The organism is Flavobacterium glycogeni (assembly GCF_048286775.1).
Taxonomy (GTDB): Bacteria; Bacteroidota; Bacteroidia; order Flavobacteriales; family Flavobacteriaceae; genus Flavobacterium.
Genome location: NZ_JBLVPV010000004.1, coordinates 91,784 through 117,063, shown reverse-complemented (window position 1 = coordinate 117,063; position 25,280 = coordinate 91,784). Strand labels below are relative to the sequence as shown.

Here is a 25,280-nt window from a genome sequence, read left to right as displayed (position 1 = left end):
TATGTTTTTTTGGTTTAAGATATGTTTAGGAAAAGAGTAATTATCGCTTCAAAGTAAAATGACCTCTATGTTCTTTTCCATCGGCTCTGGTCACTACAAACCAATAATCATCGGATGGAAGTTCTTGCCCATTAAAAGTGCCGTTCCAACCCGAATCGTTATATTGTAACTCTTTGATGAATTTTTCATAACGATCAATGATTTTAATTTTCAGGCCAGGTTCAAAATAGGAGAGTTTAATCTTCCAAGTATCGTTGAACCCATCCCCGTTTGGCGTGAAGAATTTTGGATACATTAATAAATACACTTCTTCATTTACAGTTCCACATTCATTTTTATCGTGAACATATACAGTATAACTTCCATTATTTAAATCATTGAAAACATTGCTGTCCTGATAGTGAATTCCATCTATAGAGTATTCATAATTGCCCAAACCAGTAGCATAAACCGTAATCACGTTTTCGTCATTGGTCCAATCTTGGGTTGTTATTTTGTTAATGGTGGCCGGATTTGATAAAAAGACATTGAAGTTTTTTCTTGATGTACAAATTAATGGATTATTATTTTCTGTAACATCAACCCAATAATTTCCTGGCTGATTGATTGAAATGGTTTGGTGTGTTTCAGTAGTTGACCATGAATAAGTATAGAAGCCCGTACCTGCATCGATAATAACGTTTTTGTTTACGCAAAGAGGATAAGCGTCCAGCATATTTATTATAGGAGAGGCAATAAAGTTGAATTTCAATTCCGCTACTTTGTAGCAAGAGGTGACGGGGTTCGTAATTCTAACGTAAACCGTGTTGTTGCTATTGCTTAAATTACAAGAGGAGATGTTGGTGATTTGACTTGAAACGGTATTGTTTTCCGCACCCAAAAGACTATTGTAATAAGTAAAACGATAATTTGTAGAATTGGGAATAAGATTAGCATTGTAAATAGTTAAATCAATATTTTCCGAGCCATCATTTAAGTTATCACACTCTGTTGTTTGATAATCATTGGCAGGAGGAATAGTTAAATAGGCACTATAGACATAAGCAGTATTTGTTAGAGACTTGCAACTTATACCTTTTTTTACAACAAGTGAATAAGAAGTGTTGCTTATTAAATTAGTAATGAAAGGATTAGTAGTCCAATTGATTCCCCCATCAAAACTATATAAATCACCAAGTGTTGTAATAGCGATGCTGGCATAAGTGCCACAACCTGCTGGAGTTAGTGTATATTGCGGATAGCTATTTTCTAAATTATTCAAATAGACATATACATTTGGCGACGTACATCCTTGTGCGTTTTTAATTTTTATGATATAACTTCCAGCAGTTAGATTACTTAAAGTATTGGATGTTTGCCAAGTGGTACCACCGTCGAAACTGTATTCAGCGGCAGAGCTGGTAATGGCGATACTTCCTAAATTAGAGCAATAAGGTTGATTGGCAATGTATATTGGGGCTGGCAAAAACTCGCTATAGAAAGTCACGCTATTAAAATTTGAGATACAGCCAAATTGATCTTTTGTACGAATCAGATAGGTTCCTAAAGGCAGGTTGGTTGCTGTATTGTTTGATGTCCAGGTAACACCATCGTCAAAACTGTAGGCTGCGGCAGAAGTAGTTATTGTAATGCTTCCAAAACCGCCACAACTGGTTGGGTTAACTGAGCTATAAGAAGGAAATGAGGATAAATAAGGAATTATATTAATGCTTGTATTGTAAGAAATACAACCTGATGCTGTTTTTATTTTTATGCTATAACTGCTAATAGCCAAATTGCTCATTGTAGCATTTGTTGTCCAAGTGGCGCCACCATCATAACTATATTCAGAGGCTGGAGATGTAATGGCTATTGTTCCTGTGCTCACAAAACAAGTAGGTTGTGTAACCTGAATTGTTGGCTGTACAGCAACTTGATTGGCTATAATTGTAACAGATCCATTCGCAACACAACCCGTCGCATCCGTAACGGTAACGGTATAAGTTCCTATGGCGTTAACTACAGTACTTTGGGTCGTGGCTCCATTAGACCATAAATAACTGGATCCTGGAGAGGCGGTTAGGGTAGTGCTTCCGCCACAAACATTCAAAATACCTGATATGGTAGCAGTAGGGTTTTTTACTACCAGTTGAATCGCTATTATTTTAAAACATGTCGCATCTTTAGAAGCCCTCACAAAAATAGTGGTACTCGTACTCTCATAATTTAAAAAATTAGCAATAGCATTTGTGTCATTGGTAGCATCATTAAGAGTAGTAAAATAACTAAAGGTCAATCCGGGTTGAATACCCGCAATAAGTGCATCGGCATTGGTCAAGTTGAAAAATTCTTTTCCATTGTGGTTGGTGTCGCAAAGTTCTAAACTTCCTGTTTGAAGTGTGAAATTACAAGTGCTACTACAATTCATAAATGAAATATCCCAACCTGGATTAGCGTCGTCATCTGTTGCAGAAGCAAAACTTGTTCCATTACAATTGGTTTGTGTAATGCCGTAATTGATAGTTACCCCAACATTATAATTGCCAGTGGTTACATTAATTAAATTGGCAGCTTCCAAATTAAAACAAAATTTATGGTTCACTAAATCCAATGATAAAGGAGTAGAGGTTGTATAAATTACTGTGTTTGTGTTATCATAAACTTTCATTGTAATTGATGTAACTGTAGCAGAAATACCGCCGGAATTAGGTAAAGTATAATTTCCACAAACAGAAATGGGCATGCTTGGGCAAATTTTATATAATGGATCCAGTTCAATACTTCCTTGTGAATTTTCAGTAGAATGTAACAAACAAATATCATCTATGTAAGCATAACCAAAATGTCCCATCAAACCACATCTTGTAGCCATAAACTCAACCGTAAATTCTTCATTGTTAGGAATAGAAGAAATATCTAAAATACCAGATTGCCAATTTTTGGTATACAATACGATACTTCCTCCTTCTAAATTAGGTGCTTGTGTGAAAATACAATTCGTTGGATCACCAATTAGACAAAATTCACTGACAACAACACCATTTTTATTCAAAACCCGGGCTTTAAAATAAGGTTGCTCATTATTATGACCACTTTCTGTAATACTTTGTAAAATTGCTTTGTAATTAAATTTTAAAGTAGTTTCGTTATTGGTTTTAAAACGCTTTGCCTGAACCATTCCCATATTGTAATTAGAGGATTTATAGTTCACTTTTAAAGAATATTGATCAAAAGCATTTATGTTGCCAATGTATTCATCCAAAAAATTCGATGGTATTGTAGAAACCATCAAACTACTATTATTTGGGTCGTATTGCCTGATATTTTGATTTGCAGTTTCTGTAACTGATTTACATTGTATAGGATTTTGAACAAATCCTTCGGTGAACATGAAGTCTTTTAAAACATTGACTCCTGTTACAGTTTCATATTCTTCAAATCCACTATTGGAACACATCTGAACAGCAGTTTGTGCTAATGATAAACGATTACTTATTTTGGTGTCAAAGTCAATGTTTTGTTGTTTTTTTTCAAAATAGGTCTTGCGCTCTATGGAATCAGTTATTAAACGACCATTCTGATCTTCGATTTTTATATTTCTGATAGAGGAAAAACCAGAAACCTTTTTATCATGTAAAGGTTGTAATGTATTTTGTGCAAAGATTGTAAAACAAGTAAAATAGAATAAAACGACAAAGATATTTCTCACAGTAAGAGTATTTAAAAGGACCCAAATATAGCTAAATATTTACAAATTAAAACAGGAAAAGGTATTATTTAAAACCGTCTTTAAGTTTTGATAGTTTTTATCTCACTTGTAAATGACTAGCACAAATTTTTACGCAAAAACCGATAAATATCCCTTATTTTTGCACAAAACGTATTCCTTTTGAAAACCAAATTATTCTTAATTACGCCTCCTTTTACCCAACTGAATACACCGTATCCGGCAACCGCTTATATCAAAGGGTTCCTGAATACCAAAAATATTGAGTCTGTTCAGGCGGATTTGGGTATCGAAGTGATTTTGAAATTGTTTTCGAAAGTCGGGTTAGAGAAATTGTTTAAAGTTGCAAGTTCAACGTTTAAAGTTGGAGAAGCTTCGGATAATTCTAAAAGAATTCACGCTTTACAAGATGAATATCTAAAAACTATCAATCCGGTAATTGCTTTTTTACAAGGGAAAAATCCAACATTGGCGCTTCAAATTTGTCAGGAAGATTTCTTGCCGGAAGCGTCCCGATTTGCGCAATTAGAAGAACTCGATTGGGCTTTTGGAACGATGGGAACACATGACAAAGCCAAGCATTTAGCGACTTTGTATCTCGAAGATATTTCGGATTTTATTGTGGAATGTGTCGATGCTAATTTTGGTTTCAGCCGCTATGCAGAACGTTTGGGACGAAGTGCGAATTCTTTTGACGAATTGTATGAAGCCTTGCAACAGGAACCAACTTATATTGATACCGTTCTTCTTTCTATTTTAAAAGAGAGAATAGAAACCATTCAACCTACATTATTCTTGATTTCAGTTCCGTTTCCAGGGAATTTATATTCGGCTTTTCGTTCCGCACAATGGGTGAAGAAGAATCATCCAAACATCAAGATTTCTATGGGTGGCGGTTTCCCTAATACTGAATTGCGTTCGCTTTCGGATGCACGCGTTTTTGAGTTTTTCGATTTTATTACGTTGGACGATGGCGAAATGCCAATCGAATTGCTTGTGGATGCTGTCACCCCGAGCGTGTCATCCCGAGCGCAGTCGAGGGACGAGGGGCAATTTAAAAGAACATTTCTACTTGAAAACGGAAAAGTAGTTTATAAAAATAATTCCCTAAAACACGATTACAAGCAATCGCAAGTAGGAACGCCTGATTATTCGGATTTGCTTTTGGATAAATACATTTCGGTTATCGAAATTGTGAATCCCATGCACCGAATGTGGAGCGATGGGCGCTGGAATAAACTTACCATGGCGCATGGTTGCTATTGGGGAAAATGTACGTTTTGCGATATTTCTTTGGATTATATAAAAATCTACGAACCGGTTGCCGCTAATTTATTGTGTGATCGAATGGAAGAAATGATTGCACAAACAGGTGAGAACGGATTTCATTTTGTTGACGAAGCGGCACCTCCGGCTTTGATGCGCGCTTTGGCACTCGAAATTCTTCGCAGAAAATTAGCAGTGACTTGGTGGACGAACATTCGATTCGAAAAAAGCTTTACCAAAGATTTGTGTCTGCTTTTAAAAGCTTCCGGTTGTATCGCCGTTTCCGGTGGATTGGAAGTAGCTTCCGATAGATTATTAAAACTGATTGATAAAGGCGTAACAGTCGAGCAAGTGGCGAAAGTCACCCGAAACTTCACCGAAGCAGGTGTCATGGTTCATGCGTATTTAATGTACGGATATCCTACGCAAACCGTTCAGGAAACGGTAGACAGTCTCGAAATGGTACGTCAATTATTTGAAGTGGGCATATTGCAATCGGGATTTTGGCATCAGTTTGCCATGACAGCGCACAGTCCTGTGGGAATGTATCCGGAGAAATTTGGTGTTTTGAAAGAAACGGAAGCCATTGGAACTTTTGCCAATAACGATATTAATTATACCGATTCAACAGGAATTGACCATGATAAATTCAGTTTTGGATTGAAAAAATCCTTGTTCAACTTCATGCACGGAATCTGTTTTGATTACGAGTTGCAGGATTGGTTTGAGTTTAAAATTCCAAAGACTAAAATTTCACCTGATTTTATTTTTGATGCCTTACAGGAAGAAGAGGATTTCAATAGTAAACCCACAGCCAAAATTGTTTGGTTAGGCGGGAAGCCATTTACAGAACATTTTACCAAATCCAAAAAAGGGAATTCTTGGGAAATGATGACTTTGACTTTTCATGATAAAAAGGAAAGTTTCAGTATTCAAACGAATAAAAATGAAGGAGAATGGCTGGTAGAAATGCTACAAAAAATCTCCGTTTCGAATGCTAAAATTTATAATTACCAAGAAGTTAAAGCTGATTTTGAATCACATCTGGAAGACTTTGAATTGTTTTGGTACTCAAAGCCTATTAAAACTCTCAGAGAGTTTGGATTATTAGTCTTATAAGTTTTTCCGCCTAACTATATCTATTTAGCATAAAACTTAATTTTTGGTTTACGAAAACGTTTTCTTTTACTTATTTTTACGATTCTAAAATAGAAACAAATGAGTATTGGTTATAAAGTTAATGTAAACGACACTTTTCATTTTGATTTGGAAAAGGAAAGTGTTTCACAACTGGATGCAGTGCGTGTGGAAACGAATAAGTTCCATATTTTACACGAAAACACTCCTTATCAAGCGGAAATCATCACTTCTGATTTTCTTCAAAAAAACTATACCGTCAAGGTAAACAACAACACGTATACCGTTGCCATTTCAAATCCTTTGGATATTTTGATTAAGGAAATGGGATTCGAAACGGGACTTACCAAACAAGTCAATTTTATCAAAGCACCTATGCCCGGATTGATTCTCGAAATCAGTGTTGTGGTTGGACAAACAGTAAAAGAGAATGACAACCTGATTATTTTGGGTGCCATGAAAATGGAAAACAGTTTTCTTTCCCCGCGAGATGGCGTTATCAAAACCATATCGGTACTGATGGGAGATGCCGTAGATAAAGGACAGTTGTTAATTGAATTCGAATAAAACACCACTAATTCGCTAGTTAAAAATAGAATGTTGAATTATTCAACGCAAGTGATTGTAAGAGGATTAAAAATCAGCGAATCTGCGGTTAAAAAATAAAAAATGAAAAAATTATTAGTTGCCAATAGAGGGGAAATCGCCATCAGGGTGATGAAAACCGCACAAAAAATGGGCATTAAAACCGTAGCAGTTTATTCAACTGCCGACAGAAATGCACCGCATGTAAAATTTGCCGATGAGGCCGTTTGGATTGGAGAAGCACCTTCGAGTCAATCGTATTTATTAGGGAGCAAAATTATAGAGGTTGCGAAATCTTTAAACGTAGATGCCATTCATCCGGGTTATGGATTTTTGAGTGAAAATGCTGATTTTGCTGAAGAAGCGGAGAAAAACAACATCATTTTTATTGGTCCAAAGTCGAAAGCGATAAAAATCATGGGAAGTAAACTGGCGGCTAAAGATGCCGTTAAGCAATACAATATTCCAATGGTTCCCGGTTTTGACAAAGCCATTACGGATGTCGAAAAAGCAAAAGTGGTTGCCAAAGAAATTGGCTTTCCGATACTGATTAAAGCATCTGCCGGAGGTGGTGGAAAAGGAATGCGTGTGGTAGAAAGTGAAGCTGATTTCGAATCTCAAATGGATCGTGCCATCAGTGAAGCAATTGCTGCTTTTGGAGACGGTTCTGTTTTTATCGAAAAATATGTGGGCTCGCCAAGGCATATCGAAATTCAGGTGATGGCGGACAGTCATGGTAATGTGTTGTATTTATTCGAAAGAGAATGTAGCATCCAGCGTCGTCACCAAAAAGTAATTGAAGAAGCGCCTTCTTCGGTTTTAACTCCGGAATTGCGTAAAAAAATGGGTGAAGCAGCCGTTTTGGTGGCTAAATCTTGTGATTATTTAGGAGCTGGAACCGTCGAATTTTTATTGGACGAAAACAATAATTTCTACTTCCTAGAAATGAATACCCGTTTGCAGGTGGAACATCCCGTTACGGAATGGATTACTGGAACCGATTTGGTAGAACTGCAAATTAGAGTGGCCAGAGGAGAAGCATTGGCAATCAAACAAGAAGATTTGAAAATAAAAGGACATGCGATGGAATTGCGTGTGTATGCGGAAGATCCGATGAATGATTTCTTGCCGAGTGTTGGTTATTTGGATGTCTATCAATTGCCTGTTGGCGAAGGAATTCGTGTGGATAATGGTTTTGAACAAGGGATGGATATTCCGATTTATTACGATCCTATGTTGGCCAAATTGATTACTTATGGAGAAACCCGTGAAGAAGCGATTCAAATTATGATAAAGGCCATTGAAGACTATCATGTGGAGGGTGTGCAGACGACACTGCCTTTCGGGAAATTTGTTTTTGAACATGAGGCGTTTCGTTCCGGAAAATTTGACACACATTTCGTAAAGAACTATTACAATGCTGATGTGTTGAAAAAACAAATGGCACAAGAAGCCGAAATAGCTGCTTTGGTGGCTTTGAAACAATATTTTGAAGATCAAAAAATAGTACGCTTACTAAATTAAAATTGTTGTTTTAACCATTAAGAAATTAAGAAAAATTAAGCACTGCTTTTCTAAATAAAACTTAATTTCTTAATGGTTTTAAATAAAATTAGCGAATTGGCGGTTAAAAAAGAACAGTATGAAAGACAAAATAAATACATTAAACGATAAAATTGCCGAAGCGCATTTGGGTGGTGGCAAAAACAGAATTGCAAAACAACATTCGAATAAAAAACTAACGGCGAGAGAACGCGTCGAGTATTTGATGGACGAAGGTTCTTTTGAAGAAATCGGGATGTTGGTGACCCACCGAACGTCTGATTTTGGAATGGAAAAAGAACTGTATTACGGTGATGGTGTCATTACGGGATATGGAACCATAAACGGACGATTGGTCTATATTTTTGCACAGGATTTCACGGTTTTTGGTGGTTCATTATCCGAAACCCATGCCGAGAAAATCTGTAAAGTTATGGATATGGCAGTCAAAATGGGAGCACCTATGATTGGATTGAATGATTCTGGTGGAGCACGTATTCAGGAAGGTGTTCGTTCTTTGGGAGGTTATGCCGATATTTTTTATAGAAATGTACAAGCCAGCGGTGTGATTCCGCAAATCTCAGCTATTATGGGACCTTGCGCTGGTGGAGCCGTGTATTCTCCTGCGATGACTGATTTTACGATGATGGTTGAAGATACCAGTTATATGTTCGTAACAGGGCCAAATGTGGTAAAAACCGTGACCAACGAAACCGTGACTTCGGAGGAATTGGGTGGTGCGAGTACGCATTCCACTAAATCTGGTGTGGCGCATTGCACCTCGACTAATGATGTGGAATGTCTGGAGGATTTGAAACGCTTGTTGAGTTATTTGCCACAAAGCAACAAAGAAAAAGCACACAATTTACCTTACGAACTCAATGATGAGGTACGTACCAAATTAGCGACTATTATTCCGGATAATCCCAACAAACCGTACGATATGCACGAGGTGATTGGTGGTATTATTGATGAAGATTCGTTTTTTGAAATTCATAAAAATTATGCCGAAAATATCCTTGTTGGTTTTGCCCGATTGGGAGGAAAAAGTATTGGGATTATAGCCAACCAACCGATGATTTTAGCCGGTTGTCTCGATGTGAACAGTTCGAAAAAAGCAGCTCGATTTACCCGTTTTTGCGATTGTTTTAATATTCCGTTATTGGTTTTGGTGGATGTACCGGGATTTTTACCGGGAACCGACCAAGAGTGGAACGGGATTATTGTTCATGGTGCGAAATTGTTGTACGCCCTTAGCGAAGCAACCGTGCCAAGAGTAACCGTAATCACCCGTAAAGCCTATGGCGGTGCGTATGATGTAATGAACTCCAAACACATTGGTGCCGACATGAATTTTGCCTGGCCAACTGCCGAAATTGCAGTGATGGGAGCCAAAGGCGCTTCTGAAATTATCTTCAAGAAAGAAATTAACGAAGCCGAAGACCATGAAGCAAAACTTTTGGAAAAAGAAGCGGAATATGCCGATTTGTTTGCGAACCCATATACAGCAGCGCAACGTGGTTTTGTAGATGAGGTAATCTTACCGCAAGACACCCGACGCAAATTGATAAAAGCCTTTAGTATGCTCGAAAATAAAGTGAGTGTTACTCCTAATAGAAAACACGGGAATATTCCTTTGTAATTGTTGGATAGAATTGAAGAAACCACCTGATGAAGGTGGTTTTTTTGTTTTATGCTTTCTAAATTATTTTTCTAATACGAACCGAAACCCAATCCCGTGTAAATTTTCTATTGCAACTCCTTTTTCGTTGGCAAGTATTTTACGCAATCGGGAAATAAAAACATCCAGACTACGTCCCATAAAATAATCGTCATCGCCCCAAAGTGAAGTAAGGATTTGTTCTCGTTTTAGAACTACATTTTTATTGTCTAGAAATAATTTCAAGAGTTCGGATTCGCGTTGCGTGAGGGGTATCTTTTCGTTTTCGTTGTATAGAATAAAATTTTTGGTATCAAATTGGTATTTACCGATTTCATAAATCGATTTCTCAGCAGTATTATTTTTATGGGAACGTTTCAGAAAAATCTCTATTTTTAGGATTAATTCTTCAATACTGAAAGGCTTTACGAGATAATCATCGGCTCCCAAACGCAATCCTTTAATTCGATCTTCCTTCAAGGTTTTTGCCGAAAGGAATATAATAGGAATATCAATATTGACCTTTCTAATTTCAGTAGCCAATTCGAATCCGTCCATTTTGGGCATCATAATATCCAGAATGCAAATATCAAAATCGCCTTTTTTGAAGTTTTCCATACCTATTTTTCCATCGCAACAATGTGTCACTTCATAGTGGTTTTGCTCCAAATTATCTTTGGTAAGGAATGCTAATGTCGCATCGTCTTCGGCATAAAGAATTCTGGAAGTACTCATTGTTTATTAGGAATTAAAATGGTTAGGGTAATGCCTTTTTCGATATTATTGGTAGCGTTAATTTTCCAATGATGCAAATTGCAAATCTTTTTTACATAATACAAACCCAATCCAAACCCATTGACTTCATTGCTTTTTTTACTTGGAATTCGGTAAAACTTGTCGAATATGAAAGAGAGGTTTTTGTTTGAAATTCCGATTCCGTTATCAATAAATTCGAGTTTTAACACGTGATTTTCTTTCGATAATCGGATAACAATTTCGGGTTTCGCATCGCAATATTTTGCGGCATTGTCAAGGAGATTGTAAACTAAATTATTGAAATGAAAGGAGTCTGCAATTATTGTATAATCAGGTGAATCTGATTTGATTGTTGTTGTAATTTCAGGATATTTTAGTTTGATGTTTTCGATGGCATTTTCAATTATCGGAATTATCGCAATGTTTTCTGTATTCAACTCCAAAGGAGAATAATCGGATTTGGCTATTGTCAAAATTTTCTCGATATGCTGGTTTAGTTTATTGCTTTGATTGATAATAATTTCGGCGTAGGTGTAGAGTTTTTTATCCTTTTTGATGGGTTCTTGCTTGATTAAATAATTAGAAGCAATCAAAATGGATGATAACGGTGTCTTGAATTCATGCGTCATATTATTAATGAAATCCCGTTGTAATTCGGAGTATTTTTTTTGCTGTAAAAGCGTAAAAATAGAATAGACATAAATCAGTAAAATAAGAATTAACACCAACGAAAGTACAAACCAAAACCGCAATGAACTGAACAAATAAGTGGTTTCATTGGGGAAACGAATGGCAAAATAATATACTAAATCCCTATGTTTTGGGAAATAAATAGACTGTTTTCCTTTTGATTTGTCCGACAAAGAAATATAGTTTCCATATACCATTTCATCGCTTTGGCAATTGTACATGGCATATTCAAAATCGGTCGCGAGATTCATTTTTTTGAACTCGGATTTTAGATAAAACTCTAAAATGTCAGGCTCAAAATCATTATCGATATTCACTACATAATAATCATTTGATATTTTTTTTACCGGATTTTCTGTGGGTAAATCATGGTTGGTACCTTGGTATAATTTTTTGGCAACCTCAAGTAAGGCGATATGTGTTTTTTGGCTGAACTTTTTTTCCTCAATAGTAAAAGCTTCTTTAGTCCAAAGCAGTTGCGCTACCAGTATGCCAATGATGGCAATGATCCCGAGAACGATGATACTGTTGAGTTTGTTTAGTTGCAAGTAAAATAGATTTTAAAGTGTAATATTAATCAAAATTACATTCAAAAATTGCCATTAACAAGTCGTTAACAAACATTTGAAACTGCTTAACAGGAGCCAAAGATTTTCTAATCTACTTTTGGTATGTTCAAATGAAATAATCTATTGTATAACTATTATAAAAATCAAATTATGAAAATCATCAAAATTTCAATGTTGGCATTAACTCTAGGATTAATGTCATTTTCAGCCATCGCTCCAGCAAATGCTTTGGTGTCAAAAGTTTCGTCTGTTGCTTCGTCCATTTTATGGAAAAGTGAGAGTATAGATGTAGGGCAAATTCCTCATAACACACCAAAAGCCATTAATTATGAATTTAAAAACACAGGAAAAACAACGGTAATAATCACTAACGTACAAGGGTCATGCGGTTGTACAGCAACCGATTATACCAAAACACCAATTCTTCCTGGGAAATCTGGAAAAGTTACTGCTACGTACAATGCGGCCAATAAAGGTGCTTTTACAAAAACGGTTACAGTTACAACAAATGCCGAGGGAACTCCAAAAGTATTGACCCTTAAAGGAATTGTTATTTAGGTTTTGAAGGTTGTTTAAAATGTTAAAAACTCGATTCGTCTTAGATAAATCGAGTTTTTTTATGCCTAATCTGAGTTTTTTTGCTTGTAATTTGATTTTTTTAGATCAATCATTTTTAAATAAAATGTTTATCTTTCCTTTTTTAAATTTAAAAAATGAAATACAACAGATGTGGGAAAAGCGGTTTATTACTGCCACAAATATCTTTAGGATTATGGCATAACTTCGGTTCGGTGGATAATTTTGAAAATGGGGAGAACATTGTCATAGCCGCTTTTGATAAAGGAATTACCCATTTTGATTTGGCTAATAATTATGGTCCGGTTCCGGGTTCGGCAGAGACTAATTTTGGTAAAATACTGAAAAATAATTTTCAGGGAAATCTGCGTGATGAAATCGTAATTACAACCAAAGCCGGTTACACCATGTGGAACGGTCCTTATGGCGACTGGGGTTCCCGAAAATATTTGTTATCAAGTTTAGACCAGAGTTTGAAGCGTATGAATCTGGAGTATGTAGATATTTTTTATTCACATCGTTTTGATCCGGAAACGCCTTTGGAGGAAACCATGATGGCCTTGGACTATGCCGTGCGAAGCGGAAAAGCGTTATATGCGGGGATTTCCAACTATAATGCAGAACAAACCAGAGAAGCTACCGAGATTTTGAAACGATTGGGAACACCTTGCTTGATTCATCAAGTGAAATATTCGATGTTTGTTCGGCAACCAGAAGCGGGATTATTAGATGTTCTGGAAGAAAAAGGAGTAGGTTGTATTGCTTTTTCGCCTTTGGCACAAGGACTTTTAACGGATAAATACCTGAAGGGGATACCTGAAAATTCCAGAGCTTCTAATCCAAACGGGCATTTGCAATCAGAAGAAGTTTCTGAGGCAAAAGTTGAAAAGATTGTAGCGTTGAATGAAATAGCGAAAGGACGAAGCCAGTCTTTGGCTCAAATGGCATTGGCTTGGTTGTTAAAAGACAACCGAATTACTTCTGTTTTGATTGGTGCGAGTTCAGTTGGTCAGTTAAATAATAATATTGACAGTTTGCAAAATCTGGATTTTTCTGCAGCCGAATTGTTGGAGATTGAGAAGATTCTGGGATAATTACAGTATAGAAATGATCTATTGATTGGATGTATGCAAAAAAGATAAATTAGATTACTTAGTCCGTTTCTGATAAAGAATAAAGATGTTCCATTTTGAAAAAATAGGCAAAGTCTGAAAGAAAATGGAAAAGTAGGGATTTAAATGGATCAAAGAGCAAGGTTAGGGAGCTTTTACGAAAGTATACCGTTGATAAATAAACCTTTATTAAAGTAATCTCCGTCAGTTTTAATTGATTGGAGATTCTTTTTATAATAAAAAAAGGTTAACTTGCGCTAAAGAAAAAAAGTGATATATCTTACAAAAATGTGTAATGTATTTTAGTTTTACTTTTTAGATTTGACTTTATTCCATGAAGAGATTAATTCATTTAAATACGTATTCTAAACTACTGTTGTTGATACTTTCGACAAGTATTTTCTTTTTTCTAATTTACATCTCACTCTACCTTTATACCGTTCAAGAAGAACATCATTTTTACAAAACTACATACAATCAATACGACAAAGAAGTAAAGTCTCTTTTTAGGCTCAATTCCAAAACGGCTACAGCCACTATTATTGATGTTACCTATTGGGACGAGTTGGTCCATTTTACAAAAACAAAAGATAAAAAGTGGTATGATAAATATATTTTAAGTGTATTTGAATCGTATGAATCGGATTACATTGGTATTTATGGTTTAGATCAAAAAATAATAAATAAAACAGCTTCATCTAAGATTAAAAGTCTTGATTTTATTTCAAAAGAGATGATGTCAGTGCTTTATACATCTAAACTGAAAAGATTTTACATTAAAATTCCAGAGGGTGTTGTCGAGGTTTTTGGGGCAACAATTCATCCTTCAAATGATCCTAAAAAGATTAAAACGAAACCTTCCGGTTATTTTTTTATGGCCAGACTTTTAGACGAACCCTTTTTTAATGCTTTGGGAAATATAAGCAGCTCAAAGATTAATTTAGTTTCAAGTGATTATGTAATTGCAAATGAAGATGATTTTGTCATTGTAGGCTTAGATTTAAAAGATTGGAAAAATGAAGCTGTAGCCAAATTACTTTTTAAAAGACCTTTCAATTTAAATTACACGAATACAAAAGAGATTCTTTTTATTGTTGTTCTGGTTTCTTTAATTAACATTTTTGTTTACGTTTATTACACGAAAAGATGGGTTTATAATCCGTTAAAGTTAATTAAAAGTATTCTTGAAACGGGTAATATGAGTTCCATTAATAGTTTAAAAAGATCCCAAGGAGAGTTTGGATACATTGGAAACCTTTTTGAAGAAAATAGCAATCAAAGGAAGCAATTAGAAATTTCCAAGCAAAAAGCAGAAGAAAGCGATACGCTAAAATCCTCTTTTTTGGCTAATTTGTCGCATGAAATCAGAACGCCCATGAATGCCATAATGGGATTTAGTGATTTACTTTCTGATACAAATTTGGAGGAAGACAAGAGATTAGAGTATTTAAAAATTATAAAAAATAGCGGGAGCAGTTTAGTGTCAATTATCGAAGATCTTATTGAAATGTCTAAAATTGATGCGAAGCAAATTGTGCCTAATTATAAAGGATTTGATTTAGAAAAATGCATCACAGAATTGTATGATTCCATTAAAATTACCATTCCTAAAGACAAAGAAATTCAATTTTATATACTTGAAAATCCAGATAAAATCCAGGAAAATATTCTTACTGATGAAACGAAACTGAAACAGATTATTGTTAATTTAATTACTAATGCAGTAAAATTTACGGATAGAGGTTTTGTTGCTTTTGGATATTCAATAAACAAAGAAAAAGAAGTTTTAGAATTTAAGATTGAAGACTCAGGCATGGGAATCAGCGAAAATTATTTAAAAGTAATTTTTGATAGATTTAGAAGAATTGAAGGCGATGGATCTATCGAATTATCAGGATTAGGTCTGGGGTTATCAATTACAAAAGCGTATGTTGAATTGTTAGGTGGTGAAATAAAGGTAAAGTCAACAATTGGATTGGGTTCTGTTTTTTCATTTACAATACCATTAAAATGGGATCAAACGGTAAAAGCTATAAAACCCAAAAAAATAAAATCTTTTTCCCAAAATCATGAAAATAAAATGATTTTAGTAGCAGAAGATGATGCAATTAATTTCTTGCTGCTGAAAAAAATTATAGAATCAAAAAATCATATTGTCCTAAGAGCTAAAAACGGACAAGAAGCAGTAACCATTTGTACTGAAAACCCAAACATTAGTTTGGTATTCATGGATATAAAAATGCCTATTTTAGATGGTTATCAAGCCTTCGAAAAAATAAAAGTAATTAGACCTGAGCTTCCTGTAATAGCCCAAACGGCCTATTCCTCATTTGAAGATAAAGAGAAAATGATGCAATCCGGTTTTATGGACTGTATTACAAAACCACTGGATAAGGAAAAAGTGTTAGAACTGCTGGATGCTGTTTTTATGGAAATCAATAAATAAAATTCAGAACACTTAAGCTTGAAGGAATACTTTTGATTGTGCTGTCTTTACTTATTTCTAAAGTTTCTCAAAATTTTTAGAAACAGACTTGTCTCCGTTTTTTAGTATTCTTCAGAATAATTTTTAAACTTTTCATCAGATTAATAGATGTAATGCCATTTTTGGTTAGAAATTACTGTAACCCGTTTATTGCTAAAAATTAGAATCAAACGACTCAGATGAATTGCCGCTGGTTAAAACCAGCGGCAATTGATAAAAAAATAATACAGTAATTTCAAAGACTAAATGGTATAATTTTACTAGATTTAAAACATTAGTGAGGACAAGTGAATCGTTAATCGATATTGGAAATAATTTCAAACGGCTGATTAATTTTCCAAAACTTATATTTCAAAGAATTTAAATTACAAACACATGGTTTTTAAATCGATAAATCCGTTTACCCAAGTAATTATAGCCGAACACGAAGTATTGACAAATGCGCAATTGAATCAAAAACTGCAATTGTCAGAGCGTGCATTCAAAAATTGGAAACAAACCACATTTGGGCAAAGAGCGGATCTGATGAAAAAGTTAGCCAATATTCTTAGAGAAAAGAAAGAGGAGCTGGGTTTGTTGATAACCAATGAGATGGGTAAGGTGCTATCTGAAAGTGTTTCTGAAGTGGAAAAATCAGCTGGAAACTGTGATTTTTATGCCGAGAATGCCGAAAAAATACTGAAAGAGGAATATTATGATACTCCTTTCAAAAGCATGTCCGTTTATGATCCAATGGGAGCTGTTTTTGCAATAATGCCTTGGAATTATCCTTTTTGGCAAGTGTTGCGTTATGCAGCTCCGGCAATTATGGCGGGCAATGTAACTCTTTTAAAACATGCGCCAAACGTTATCGGTTGTGCAAAAGCTATTGAAAATGCGTTTTTGGAAGCCGGTTTCCCTGAAGGTGTTTTTCAACAAATTACTATTGATATTCCTCAAGTCGAAAGTGTGATTGCTTCGGATGTAGTGCATGGAATTACTTTGACCGGAAGCGAAATGGCGGGTTCATCTGTAGCTGCATTGGCAGGAAAGCACATCAAAAAATCAGTCATGGAATTGGGTGGTTCAGATGCTTTTATAGTTTTGAATGACGCAAATCTTGAAAAAGCAGCAACGGTTGCAACACAATCCAGAATGTTAAATGCCGGTCAGGCTTGCATTTGTGCCAAACGATTTATTGTCACTGAGAAAGTAGCGGATGAATTTGCTGCGCTTTTTACCCAAAAAATAAAATCTTTGCTACAAGGGAATCCATTACAGGAAGGAATTAATATGGGACCTCTGGCTCGGTTGGATTTAGCGGAGAAATTAGCGAATCAATTGGAAAAATCATTGCAACAAGGCGCGGAATTAATACTAGGCGGGGAGCGGGAAAATTGTAATTTTCAACCAACACTAATTGATTTTGTAGATTCAAATAATATCGCGTTTCAGGAAGAAACTTTTGGTCCATTGGCAACCATTTGTAGAGCTAAAGATGAAAATGATGCTATAATGATTGCCAATAATCATAGATATGGTTTGGCTGCAGCTATTTGGACTGAAGATCGCGATAATGCGTATAGACTGGCAAGGAGAATTGAAGCGGGAAATGTGTTTGTGAATTCATTAGTGCGGTCTGATTCCAGAGTTCCTTTTGGAGGAATAAAAAAATCAGGTTATGGAAGAGAATTGGGAACAATAGGAATCAAGGAATTTATGAATATGAAAGCATTGATTATCGAATAATAGCATTTGATACTTATTATAAGTAAAGAATCGAGAACAGGGATTGTGTTTAAACAAACCTGTCCTCGATTTTTTTGTTCAATCTATTCCCTATTTATAAAAGAGTCATGCTTTCAATTGAGAGCTAGATTTTCGTTACACTAATAGGTATAGATAACCGCTTTTAAATCTTTTGGCTTATTGGAAAGAATCACAATAAATGGAGATCCTTTAAGCGCGGCATTTTGTTTTAATCGTTTTTCGCCATTATCTGAAAATGATAAAGGAGATTCTCCTTTCGTACCTCCATAAAAACTAGTTATTATACCGGATTCTTTCAATCCTATAGTTTGATGTTTTTTTAACACAACCACTTTTTTATAATCCGATTTTCCATTTAGTTGAATTTTTTCAGATATGATTTGAGAATCACTGTTTGATTTTTCATTCAATTGAGCCACGGCATATTGACTAATTGTCTTTTCTTCAGCGCTTTTGGGTAGTGTATAATGCACTAAATTATTTTCTGTTTTAATAAAGTTTATATCCATTGTGCCACCATCATGTTTAATCATTTGATGGGTTTGCGCAATTAATGACGCTGTAAATAAAATAGTGAATGCTGTAAATAAATTTTTCATGTGTTTAGATAATAAGGATGACCCATTCTTGATTTGGGAAATATGTTGGTGCTTTTTTTAGTAAAGAAATGTGGATTAAACGACTTCTGGCGGCGGAGTCAGATTTTTTAAAACAAACTCTTTGACAACAAATAAATCAAAAGAATTAATGCTGTTTTTATTAAAAGAATAATATTCGAAACAATTAAAAATTTCAATTGCATCTATAAAAAGTAGTTTCAGCTTACTCTCTGTATTGTTTTCTTCGGTATTATTTCCAGTTAGTTCATAAAAATCATATTGCTTCTCATGAATAAGTATTGAAAGTGTATCACTTACCCAGATAAAGGAAAAAGTGAGGAATAGAAGCAAAACGGAGATTTTAAGTGCTAAACGAAACATATTTTAAATGTACTAAAAAAGGAATGTATAGGCAATTAAAATTTTTATAAAATAAGCAGTACTGATAGTGCAATTGGGTTTCTGTAATTGTTAATCCAGTAGCTTCTGTAATGTCATGTAAATTGTGTTTCAAAAGTTAAAAACGCTCGATAGGAAAGTTTTTTTGAAATGTTTTTATGTTTTTGAAAAATATTTTAGTTTAAAAATACATATAAATTTAAAGGGGGTGTGTTTTAATTGTATTGTAAAATTGTTTAAAAAATTACTTTTTGTTATTTATTTTTTGAATTTGTATTGAATATTTAGGGGGTTTGGTTTTAAAGTGTATTATTGAATTTTTAAAATTGGTGCTTTAAAATACGGAATGTCTATTATTTTTTAACGATTTTTCGTTATTGATAATTCTTCTGAAAACGAGGTAAAAAAGTTATAAATAGTAATTCAAGTGAAATAAAAGTTAATAAATTCGCTTCAGAAACAAGAAAATTTGACAATAAAAAAAACGCATATAAATGTGGTTTTCTGGATTAGAAGTAATAGAATTTTTTAAAATGTATAAACTAAGACCAAAATAATAACCAAACTAGATTACTAATTAAAACCAATTAAAGATGAAAAAAAACCTAGCTATTATAGCATTAATGCTAACAACAAGTTTGACTTTCGCGCAAGACGCTCCAGTTGCCCCTTCAACTACTTTTGCAGGATCTGCAGATGCCTATTATAAATATGATTTTTCTGGTGTAGACAACAGTTTGACCAGTTTTACAAATTCTCATAACTCATTCGAATTAGGGATGGCTTCTATAGAAGCATCTCACAAAATGGGGAAAGCATCTGTTTTTGTTGATTTAGGATTTGGAAACAGAGCGGCTCAATTTACTTATAATGATGAGAAATCGACTTTTATGATTAAACAATTGAATTTTACTTACGAGTTTTCAGATAAGTTTAAAGTTATTGCGGGCAGTTTTGGAACTCATATAGGGTATGAATTATTGGATGCAGTAGATAATAAAAACTACAGTATGTCTTATGCATTTACATACGGTCCGTTTTTTAATACTGGAGTAAAAGCACAATATACTTCAGGAAAGTTCAGTTTCATGGCTGGAGTTTCAAATCCAACAGATTTCAAGACGACAATTGAAGCGGGTTCAAGCCAAAAAACTTTCATAGGACAATTAGGTTATGTTGGGGATACTGGAAATGCCTATTTCAATGTTACCTCTGGAAGTAGTAACCCCGCTTCTGATGAGAATAAAACGCAGTTTGATTTTGTGGGTTCGAAAAAAGTGAGTGATACATTCTCTTTAGGATTCAACGGTACGTATGCAATGACTAACAATGACTTTGACAGTTCATTGGATGGTGAGTGGTTTGCTTTAGTTGGATACGCAAATTTCGCATTGAAAGAAACATTAATTTTAGCGTATAGACTTGAGTATTTAGATGCTAAAGAGGCCACTGTTGGGCTTGGTTCGCTTGCTGGAACCAGTGTTGTTGGTAATACTTTGTCACTAAATTATAAGGTAGGAAACTTGACTATTATTCCTGAATTTCGTGTTGATACGGCATCAGAAGATATCTTCACAAATAGTGATGCAGCTCCAAAAGGCTTAACAGCATATGCATTACTTGCTACAACTTATTCGTTCTAATTCCTATATTTTTTTTTTGCTGCCAAGATGCTTTCGAGTATTTTGGCAGCTTTTTTTGCTTAGATTTTAGTAGTACTACAAAAGTGTATTTTGGGGTAAATTATAGAAGGGTTTGAAAAGTATTTAAACAAAAACGGTTCTTTGAAAGATTCAAAAAACCGTTTTCTATATGTATTTGTATAAACTACTTATTGTTTTTTATAAATAGAATAAATGGTATTTATTGTTTTTTCATCTAAAAGAGCATTGACTTCTGTTTGAATATAATGCAACTTAAAAGCAGTTATTGCAGCGGGTAGATTTTTAGTGTCATATCCTATAATTCGCAATCCTTGTTCTGCATTAAAATCAGTTGGAGCAGTTTCTAAAAATTCATCAGACCAAATACCAAAACCTTTGTCCGCTAATATTTTCCAAGGAAACAATTGGCTGGGATCTTTTTTTCTGGTTGGTGCAATATCTGCATGGCCAATAATGTTTTGAGCAGGAATATTATAGTCTTTTTTTAGCTTCGTTAAAAGCGCAAGTAAGCTATTGATTTGTAATTCAGAAAAAACTTCTGAACCATTGTTGTCCAATTCAATACCTATTGATGTGGAATTAATATCCGTATTTTTTCCCCAAGTACCAGTGCCTGCGTGCCAAGCTCTTAAGTAATCATTCAACATTTGGACCACTTTACCATCATCCGAAATTAAATAATGGGAACTCACTTGGGATTCTATTTTTGTGAACGTTTTTAGTGTTTGTTGTAAGGAATCCTGTGCGGTATGATGAATGATAATAAAATTTGGCTTTCTTAGATTAAAATTTACGGTTCCTATCCATTCTGTATTAACACCGTTTTGCAAAGGCGTGGATCCCATTTTGAAAATAGTATCTTTATAGGTGTGCAACTGTTTCGTGTATAATGTGTCAATGTTTAGTTCTACATGAGGAATAACAGGTAATGGTTGTGACTCTTTATTAGAAATGGTTTCTTTTAATGTTTTGAGCTTGCTGTCATAAATTTTTTCACTCTTTTTATAAGGATTTGTTGAGCAAGAAGCAGCGATAATGACTAAAATAAGGCAGTAAAAATTTTTTTTCATGTAGGTTTACATTTAGCAACAGACTAAAATCGATTAATTAGATTTTTTTTTAGATTTCGATTTTTTTGGATTTTTAGCTTCTTCATTTAGAGCGATATATTTTTCCTTCTGGTCTTTGTTTAATAATTCCATTACTTTTCTATCAGTAGTTTCTGAAAGAGCTTGAATATTTTTTATTTTGTCTTCCTGGCTAACTTCAGCTTTTATAAGCATGCCTTGTGTTCTTATACTTTCGTTCAAGATATTAGAGATTGCAATTGCCTGAAGTTCATCAAGAATGAGTTCCGGTTTTAGTCGCTCCATTATTTTTCCAACCGTTACTTCAACGGGAATTTCTTTTGGTTTTTCCTGAGTTCTGGATTGATCCATTCCACTATTCATCCTGCGATTACTTCCGTAACCGTTCCCGTAACCATTATTGTATCCGCCATTTCCATATTGTGCAGAAATTATATTTGTAGATAATAATACAAATACGATGATTAATAGTGATTGAAATGGTTTCATATTTAGTTTTTAAAATGGATTAAAATCGTCTTAAGAAAATTATGCGGGTTCTCCGTACAAATCAAATTCTGTTGCTTCAATAATTTTTATCATTACAAACTCACCCGTTTTTACATAATGTTTTGATGCGTCAATCAAGACTTCATTATCTACATCTGGACTGTCAAATTCAGTTCTTCCTACAAAATGTCCACCTTCTTTTCTGTCGATGATGCATTTGAATGTTTGTCCCACTTTCTCTTGGTTTAAATCCCAAGAAATTTGTGACTGTAATTCCATGATTTCGTTTGCACGCTCTTGTTTTACGGTATCTGGAACATCATCTTCCAGTAAGTAGGCATGCGTATTTTCTTCGTGTGAATAAGCAAAACAACCCATTCTGTCAAATTTCATTTCTTGAACAAAATCTTTCAATATGTTGAAATCCTCTTGCGTTTCTCCAGGATATCCTACAATCAAAGTCGTACGAATAGCCATTCCGGGAACTGCTTCACGGAAATCTTTCAATAATTTTGTTGTTTTCTCCTGAGTTGTTCCGCGACGCATTGATTTCAAAATAGAATCTGAAATGTGTTGCAGCGGAATATCAATATAATTACAAATTTTAGGCTCGCGCTTCATGATTTCCAATACTTCCATTGGGAAACCGGTAGGGAAGGCGTAATGCAGACGAATCCATTCGATTCCTTCTACTTTTACCAACGCTTCCAATAATTCTCCTAGAGCTCTTTTTTTGTAAATATCTAAGCCGTAATAGGTTAAGTCCTGAGCAATCAAGATTAATTCTTTGACGCCGTTTTTAGCTAATCCTTCTGATTCTTTAACTAATTTTTCAATAGTTTGTGAAACGTTTTTTCCTCGCATTAATGGAATTGCACAAAAGCTGCACGGTCTGTCGCAACCTTCGGAAATTTTTAAATAGGCATAATTTTTTGGGGTCGTAGTCAATCTTTCTCCCAATAATTCATGCTTATAATCAGCGCCCAAAGCTTTCAATAATTGTGGTAACTCTGTAGTTCCAAAAAACTGATCTACATTTGGTATCTCTTTTTCTAAATCAGGTCTGTAACGTTCCGATAAACATCCGGTAACGAATACTTTGTCAACCAATCCTCTTTCTTTTTTGTCAGCATATTCCAGAATCATATTTACTGACTCTGCTTTAGCATTATCAATAAATCCACAAGTGTTTATTACAATAATATTTCCCTCTTCAGCTTCCGGCGCTTCATGCGTAACGTCTTTTCCGCTTGCGCGAAGCTGTCCCATTAGCACTTCACTGTCATACACATTTTTCGAACACCCAAGAGTGATTACGTTGATTTTATTCTTTTTTAAAGACTTAGTTCTCATAACATTAGAATCCCGATAATTTGGGAATTTTGCAAAATTACAATTTTTTATTCAAACTGAACTTGTTTCAGTTTCTTTTCAAGTGTTTTATGGAGCTATTCCTGCTATCCGCTCTATCTTTTTCTGGCTAAAGGAGCCAGAAAAAGGATGCCGCTGCTATCAGGGCTAAAAAAAAAATCCGTTCCATGATAACGAAACGGATTTTAAATTTTAGTTTTCGGATTGATTACAATTCAAATAATAATGTTACTGAAACATTGTTGTTTATGGCATCAATACTGGCGGCATCAGTAAATCCTTGATTAAAAAATCCTTGTTGTGAATTTCTTTTGGCGTAAGAATACGCTAAATCTACTTTTGTAGAACCAAAACTGTATCCTAAACCTGCTGAATAACCGGTCAAATCACCTATAGTAACTCCGTTTTTATAAGGACTTTGTTCGTAACGATATCCTGCTCTTAAGCTCAAAGCCTCAATTTTATACTCAGCACCAATTCTTAGTTCGCCTGTAGTGTCTAATATTGAATTCATATCACTATTTAGACTATTAAAATAAGAATCGTTTTCAGGTTTGAATTTAGTATTGCTGTAATCCTTAATAGCATAGTCAACACTTAACAAGCCGGATTTTCCAAAAACATAAGCAAAACTTCCAGTTAGCTTACTTGGAGTTTGTAGTTTATAGGGTTCGTAAATATTAACGACCTGAGGATCTACTACGTCATTGGTGTCATCCAGATTTGTTGCGCTGCTTACTACAACCAGTTTTTGAGATAGTTCATCATTTAATTTATACCATGTAGATGATTCGTAAGCCAGGCCTAAACGAATTTCATCAGAAACCTTTGCAATCGCTCCCAGTTGAAAGGAGAATCCTGTTCCGTAAGTGTATAAGTCATTTTCAAAACGTAAATTGGTTACAGTGTAATCAGCTGTTAATGGAGCGTTGTTCTCTTCGTAAAAAGTAGATGATTTGTGAAAGTCAGTGAAATGGGAGTTCAAATTCAGTCCAATATATAATTTGTCTTTGTATGATGTTGCGGCATTAAAAGATAATTTTCCGTTGTATCCGGTGCTGTAAATAGAATTTTTCTGATAATAATTACCTCCCGCAGGAACATTCGAGAAATATGAACTGTTTGGGTCATTTATATCAGTAGCATCGATTATAAAACCTTGATTATAAAATGCTATCATTGCTTGTTGCGCTGCAAATCCATTTAAATTTGGATACTGGTTATTAGGAAGATTGCTTCCTAAAAATGAATATAAGTCAGAAATAGATTCTCCTGGCTCTCTATTTACAAACTGTTGCGGAATGGGTGCTCCATTATTGGAATTGTTGGCGTAACTCAAAAAATATTGATCTATAGAATTGTTTGGATTGGTTCCGGCAGAAAAAATTCCGTTGTCAAAATTAGTCGTGTTTTCGTAATTAACACCCAATGAAACCTTTTTCCAATTGCTGTTTGAGTTTCTGTTATTAAAAACAAAAACTGCACCCGCCTGATTCAAATCAAAGGAATTGTTTTTTTCGCTTGCTGTGCTGCCAAAATAATTGGACTTATTTTTTGTATCAAAATTACTTAAGGTAAGGGCCATTTGGTTGTTTGTAAATACTGCAGAACCCGCAGGATTTACATTCAGAGAGGATAAATCACCGCCAAGGGCTCCAAAAGCACCGCCCATTGCTCTAAAACGAGCTGTTCCGTTCAGGTTATCCTGCGCGTAACGCATGGCATCTGAGATTTCTTGTGATTGAGCAACGCTTGCAGAGAAGCCTAAAGCTAATAAAAGTATATATTTTTTCATTTTTAATTCGTAGGTTTTAATTTAATATCAAAATAGGAATGT

The 25,280-nt window shown here is 34.7% G+C and carries 18 protein-coding genes; 9 read left to right on the top strand and 9 right to left on the bottom strand.

Annotation, left to right across the window (positions count from 1 at the left end; genetic code table 11):
• Positions 1–40: 40 nt before the first annotated feature.
• Positions 41–3,688, bottom strand: coding sequence for a T9SS type B sorting domain-containing protein (locus ACNQGX_RS04695; RefSeq protein ID WP_417974479.1), 3,648 nt, complete (start codon positions 3,686–3,688; stop codon positions 41–43).
• Between the two features lie 180 nt (positions 3,689–3,868).
• On the opposite strand from ACNQGX_RS04695, the gene ACNQGX_RS04690 reads away from it, so the two are divergent.
• From ACNQGX_RS04690 to ACNQGX_RS04675, 4 genes are all read left to right on the top strand, one after another.
• Complete coding sequence (locus ACNQGX_RS04690; RefSeq protein WP_417974477.1) at positions 3,869–6,091, top strand: B12-binding domain-containing radical SAM protein; 2,223 nt, start codon at positions 3,869–3,871, stop codon at positions 6,089–6,091.
• A 99-nt stretch (positions 6,092–6,190) separates the two neighbouring features.
• A complete protein-coding gene (locus ACNQGX_RS04685) occupies positions 6,191–6,676 on the top strand; it encodes an acyl-CoA carboxylase biotin carboxyl carrier protein subunit (protein WP_131916271.1) in 486 nt (161 codons plus the stop codon).
• A 102-nt stretch (positions 6,677–6,778) separates the two neighbouring features.
• The gene (accC, locus tag ACNQGX_RS04680) at positions 6,779–8,218 is read left to right on the top strand and encodes an acetyl-CoA carboxylase biotin carboxylase subunit (protein ID WP_417974475.1); all 1,440 of its coding nucleotides are present in this window, start codon (positions 6,779–6,781) and stop codon (positions 8,216–8,218) included.
• Positions 8,219–8,336: 118 nt separating this feature from the next.
• The gene (locus tag ACNQGX_RS04675) at positions 8,337–9,878 is read left to right on the top strand and encodes an acyl-CoA carboxylase subunit beta (RefSeq protein ID WP_417974473.1); all 1,542 of its coding nucleotides are present in this window, start codon (positions 8,337–8,339) and stop codon (positions 9,876–9,878) included.
• Positions 9,879–9,941: 63 nt separating this feature from the next.
• Here ACNQGX_RS04675 and ACNQGX_RS04670 read toward each other — a convergent pair whose 3' ends face one another.
• Complete coding sequence (locus ACNQGX_RS04670) at positions 9,942–10,631, bottom strand: response regulator transcription factor (RefSeq protein WP_417974470.1); 690 nt, start codon at positions 10,629–10,631, stop codon at positions 9,942–9,944.
• On the bottom strand, positions 10,628–11,890 hold the full coding sequence (locus tag ACNQGX_RS04665; RefSeq protein WP_417974468.1) for a sensor histidine kinase: 1,263 nt from the start codon (positions 11,888–11,890) through the stop codon (positions 10,628–10,630). The genes ACNQGX_RS04670 and ACNQGX_RS04665 overlap by 4 nt, the downstream gene beginning before the upstream one ends.
• A gap of 171 nt (positions 11,891–12,061) precedes the next feature.
• Here ACNQGX_RS04665 and ACNQGX_RS04660 point away from each other — a divergent pair, with 171 nt between their 5' ends.
• From ACNQGX_RS04660 to ACNQGX_RS04645, 4 genes are all read left to right on the top strand, one after another.
• Positions 12,062–12,469: a DUF1573 domain-containing protein gene (locus ACNQGX_RS04660; protein WP_417974466.1), complete on the top strand. Its 408-nt coding sequence runs from the start codon at positions 12,062–12,064 to the stop codon at positions 12,467–12,469.
• Positions 12,470–12,624: 155 nt separating this feature from the next.
• Entirely contained in the window at positions 12,625–13,581 is a 957-nt protein-coding gene (locus tag ACNQGX_RS04655) for an aldo/keto reductase (protein ID WP_417974464.1), read from the top strand.
• Between the two features lie 352 nt (positions 13,582–13,933).
• Positions 13,934–16,045, top strand: coding sequence for a response regulator (locus ACNQGX_RS04650; protein WP_417974462.1), 2,112 nt, complete (start codon positions 13,934–13,936; stop codon positions 16,043–16,045).
• A 414-nt stretch (positions 16,046–16,459) separates the two neighbouring features.
• A complete protein-coding gene (locus ACNQGX_RS04645) occupies positions 16,460–17,812 on the top strand; it encodes an NAD-dependent succinate-semialdehyde dehydrogenase (RefSeq protein ID WP_417974460.1) in 1,353 nt (450 codons plus the stop codon).
• A gap of 140 nt (positions 17,813–17,952) precedes the next feature.
• Here ACNQGX_RS04645 and ACNQGX_RS04640 read toward each other — a convergent pair whose 3' ends face one another.
• Both ACNQGX_RS04640 and ACNQGX_RS04635 read right to left on the bottom strand, forming a co-directional pair.
• The gene (locus ACNQGX_RS04640) at positions 17,953–18,432 is read right to left on the bottom strand and encodes a hypothetical protein (protein WP_417974457.1); all 480 of its coding nucleotides are present in this window, start codon (positions 18,430–18,432) and stop codon (positions 17,953–17,955) included.
• A 75-nt stretch (positions 18,433–18,507) separates the two neighbouring features.
• The gene (locus tag ACNQGX_RS04635) at positions 18,508–18,783 is read right to left on the bottom strand and encodes a hypothetical protein (RefSeq protein ID WP_417974454.1); all 276 of its coding nucleotides are present in this window, start codon (positions 18,781–18,783) and stop codon (positions 18,508–18,510) included.
• Positions 18,784–19,424: 641 nt separating this feature from the next.
• Between ACNQGX_RS04635 and ACNQGX_RS04630 the strand changes: the two genes are divergently transcribed.
• On the top strand, positions 19,425–20,474 hold the full coding sequence (locus ACNQGX_RS04630) for an outer membrane beta-barrel protein (protein WP_417974452.1): 1,050 nt from the start codon (positions 19,425–19,427) through the stop codon (positions 20,472–20,474).
• 188 nt (positions 20,475–20,662) lie between these two features.
• Here the strand turns inward: ACNQGX_RS04630 and ACNQGX_RS04625 are convergent, their stop codons facing one another.
• From ACNQGX_RS04625 to ACNQGX_RS04610, 4 genes are all read right to left on the bottom strand, one after another.
• Positions 20,663–21,565 carry an N-acetylmuramoyl-L-alanine amidase gene (locus ACNQGX_RS04625; RefSeq protein WP_417974450.1) on the bottom strand — a complete coding sequence of 301 codons (903 nt, stop codon included), beginning with the start codon at positions 21,563–21,565 and terminating at the stop codon, positions 20,663–20,665.
• A 33-nt stretch (positions 21,566–21,598) separates the two neighbouring features.
• Positions 21,599–22,072 carry a hypothetical protein gene (locus tag ACNQGX_RS04620; protein ID WP_417974448.1) on the bottom strand — a complete coding sequence of 158 codons (474 nt, stop codon included), beginning with the start codon at positions 22,070–22,072 and terminating at the stop codon, positions 21,599–21,601.
• A 39-nt stretch (positions 22,073–22,111) separates the two neighbouring features.
• Positions 22,112–23,425, bottom strand: coding sequence for a 30S ribosomal protein S12 methylthiotransferase RimO (gene rimO, locus ACNQGX_RS04615; protein ID WP_417974446.1), 1,314 nt, complete (start codon positions 23,423–23,425; stop codon positions 22,112–22,114).
• A 226-nt stretch (positions 23,426–23,651) separates the two neighbouring features.
• Complete coding sequence (locus tag ACNQGX_RS04610; RefSeq protein ID WP_417974444.1) at positions 23,652–25,238, bottom strand: OmpP1/FadL family transporter; 1,587 nt, start codon at positions 25,236–25,238, stop codon at positions 23,652–23,654.
• Positions 25,239–25,280: the final 42 nt, after the last annotated feature.

What these genes read in the sequence shown, in the direction of transcription:
- ACNQGX_RS04625 (WP_417974450.1), bottom strand. Translation starts at nt 21,565, where the DNA reads ATGAAAAAAAATTTTTACTGCCTTATTTTAGTCATTATCGCTGCTTCT.
- ACNQGX_RS04675 (WP_417974473.1), top strand. Translation starts at nt 8,337, where the DNA reads ATGAAAGACAAAATAAATACATTAAACGATAAAATTGCCGAAGCGCAT.
- ACNQGX_RS04685 (WP_131916271.1), top strand. Translation starts at nt 6,191, where the DNA reads ATGAGTATTGGTTATAAAGTTAATGTAAACGACACTTTTCATTTTGAT.
- ACNQGX_RS04610 (WP_417974444.1), bottom strand. Translation starts at nt 25,238, where the DNA reads ATGAAAAAATATATACTTTTATTAGCTTTAGGCTTCTCTGCAAGCGTT.
- ACNQGX_RS04650 (WP_417974462.1), top strand. Translation starts at nt 13,934, where the DNA reads ATGAAGAGATTAATTCATTTAAATACGTATTCTAAACTACTGTTGTTG.
- rimO (WP_417974446.1), bottom strand. Translation starts at nt 23,425, where the DNA reads ATGAGAACTAAGTCTTTAAAAAAGAATAAAATCAACGTAATCACTCTT.
- ACNQGX_RS04670 (WP_417974470.1), bottom strand. Translation starts at nt 10,631, where the DNA reads ATGAGTACTTCCAGAATTCTTTATGCCGAAGACGATGCGACATTAGCA.
- ACNQGX_RS04660 (WP_417974466.1), top strand. Translation starts at nt 12,062, where the DNA reads ATGAAAATCATCAAAATTTCAATGTTGGCATTAACTCTAGGATTAATG.
- ACNQGX_RS04630 (WP_417974452.1), top strand. Translation starts at nt 19,425, where the DNA reads ATGAAAAAAAACCTAGCTATTATAGCATTAATGCTAACAACAAGTTTG.
- ACNQGX_RS04620 (WP_417974448.1), bottom strand. Translation starts at nt 22,072, where the DNA reads ATGAAACCATTTCAATCACTATTAATCATCGTATTTGTATTATTATCT.
- ACNQGX_RS04645 (WP_417974460.1), top strand. Translation starts at nt 16,460, where the DNA reads ATGGTTTTTAAATCGATAAATCCGTTTACCCAAGTAATTATAGCCGAA.
- ACNQGX_RS04655 (WP_417974464.1), top strand. Translation starts at nt 12,625, where the DNA reads ATGAAATACAACAGATGTGGGAAAAGCGGTTTATTACTGCCACAAATA.
- ACNQGX_RS04640 (WP_417974457.1), bottom strand. Translation starts at nt 18,432, where the DNA reads ATGAAAAATTTATTTACAGCATTCACTATTTTATTTACAGCGTCATTA.
- accC (WP_417974475.1), top strand. Translation starts at nt 6,779, where the DNA reads ATGAAAAAATTATTAGTTGCCAATAGAGGGGAAATCGCCATCAGGGTG.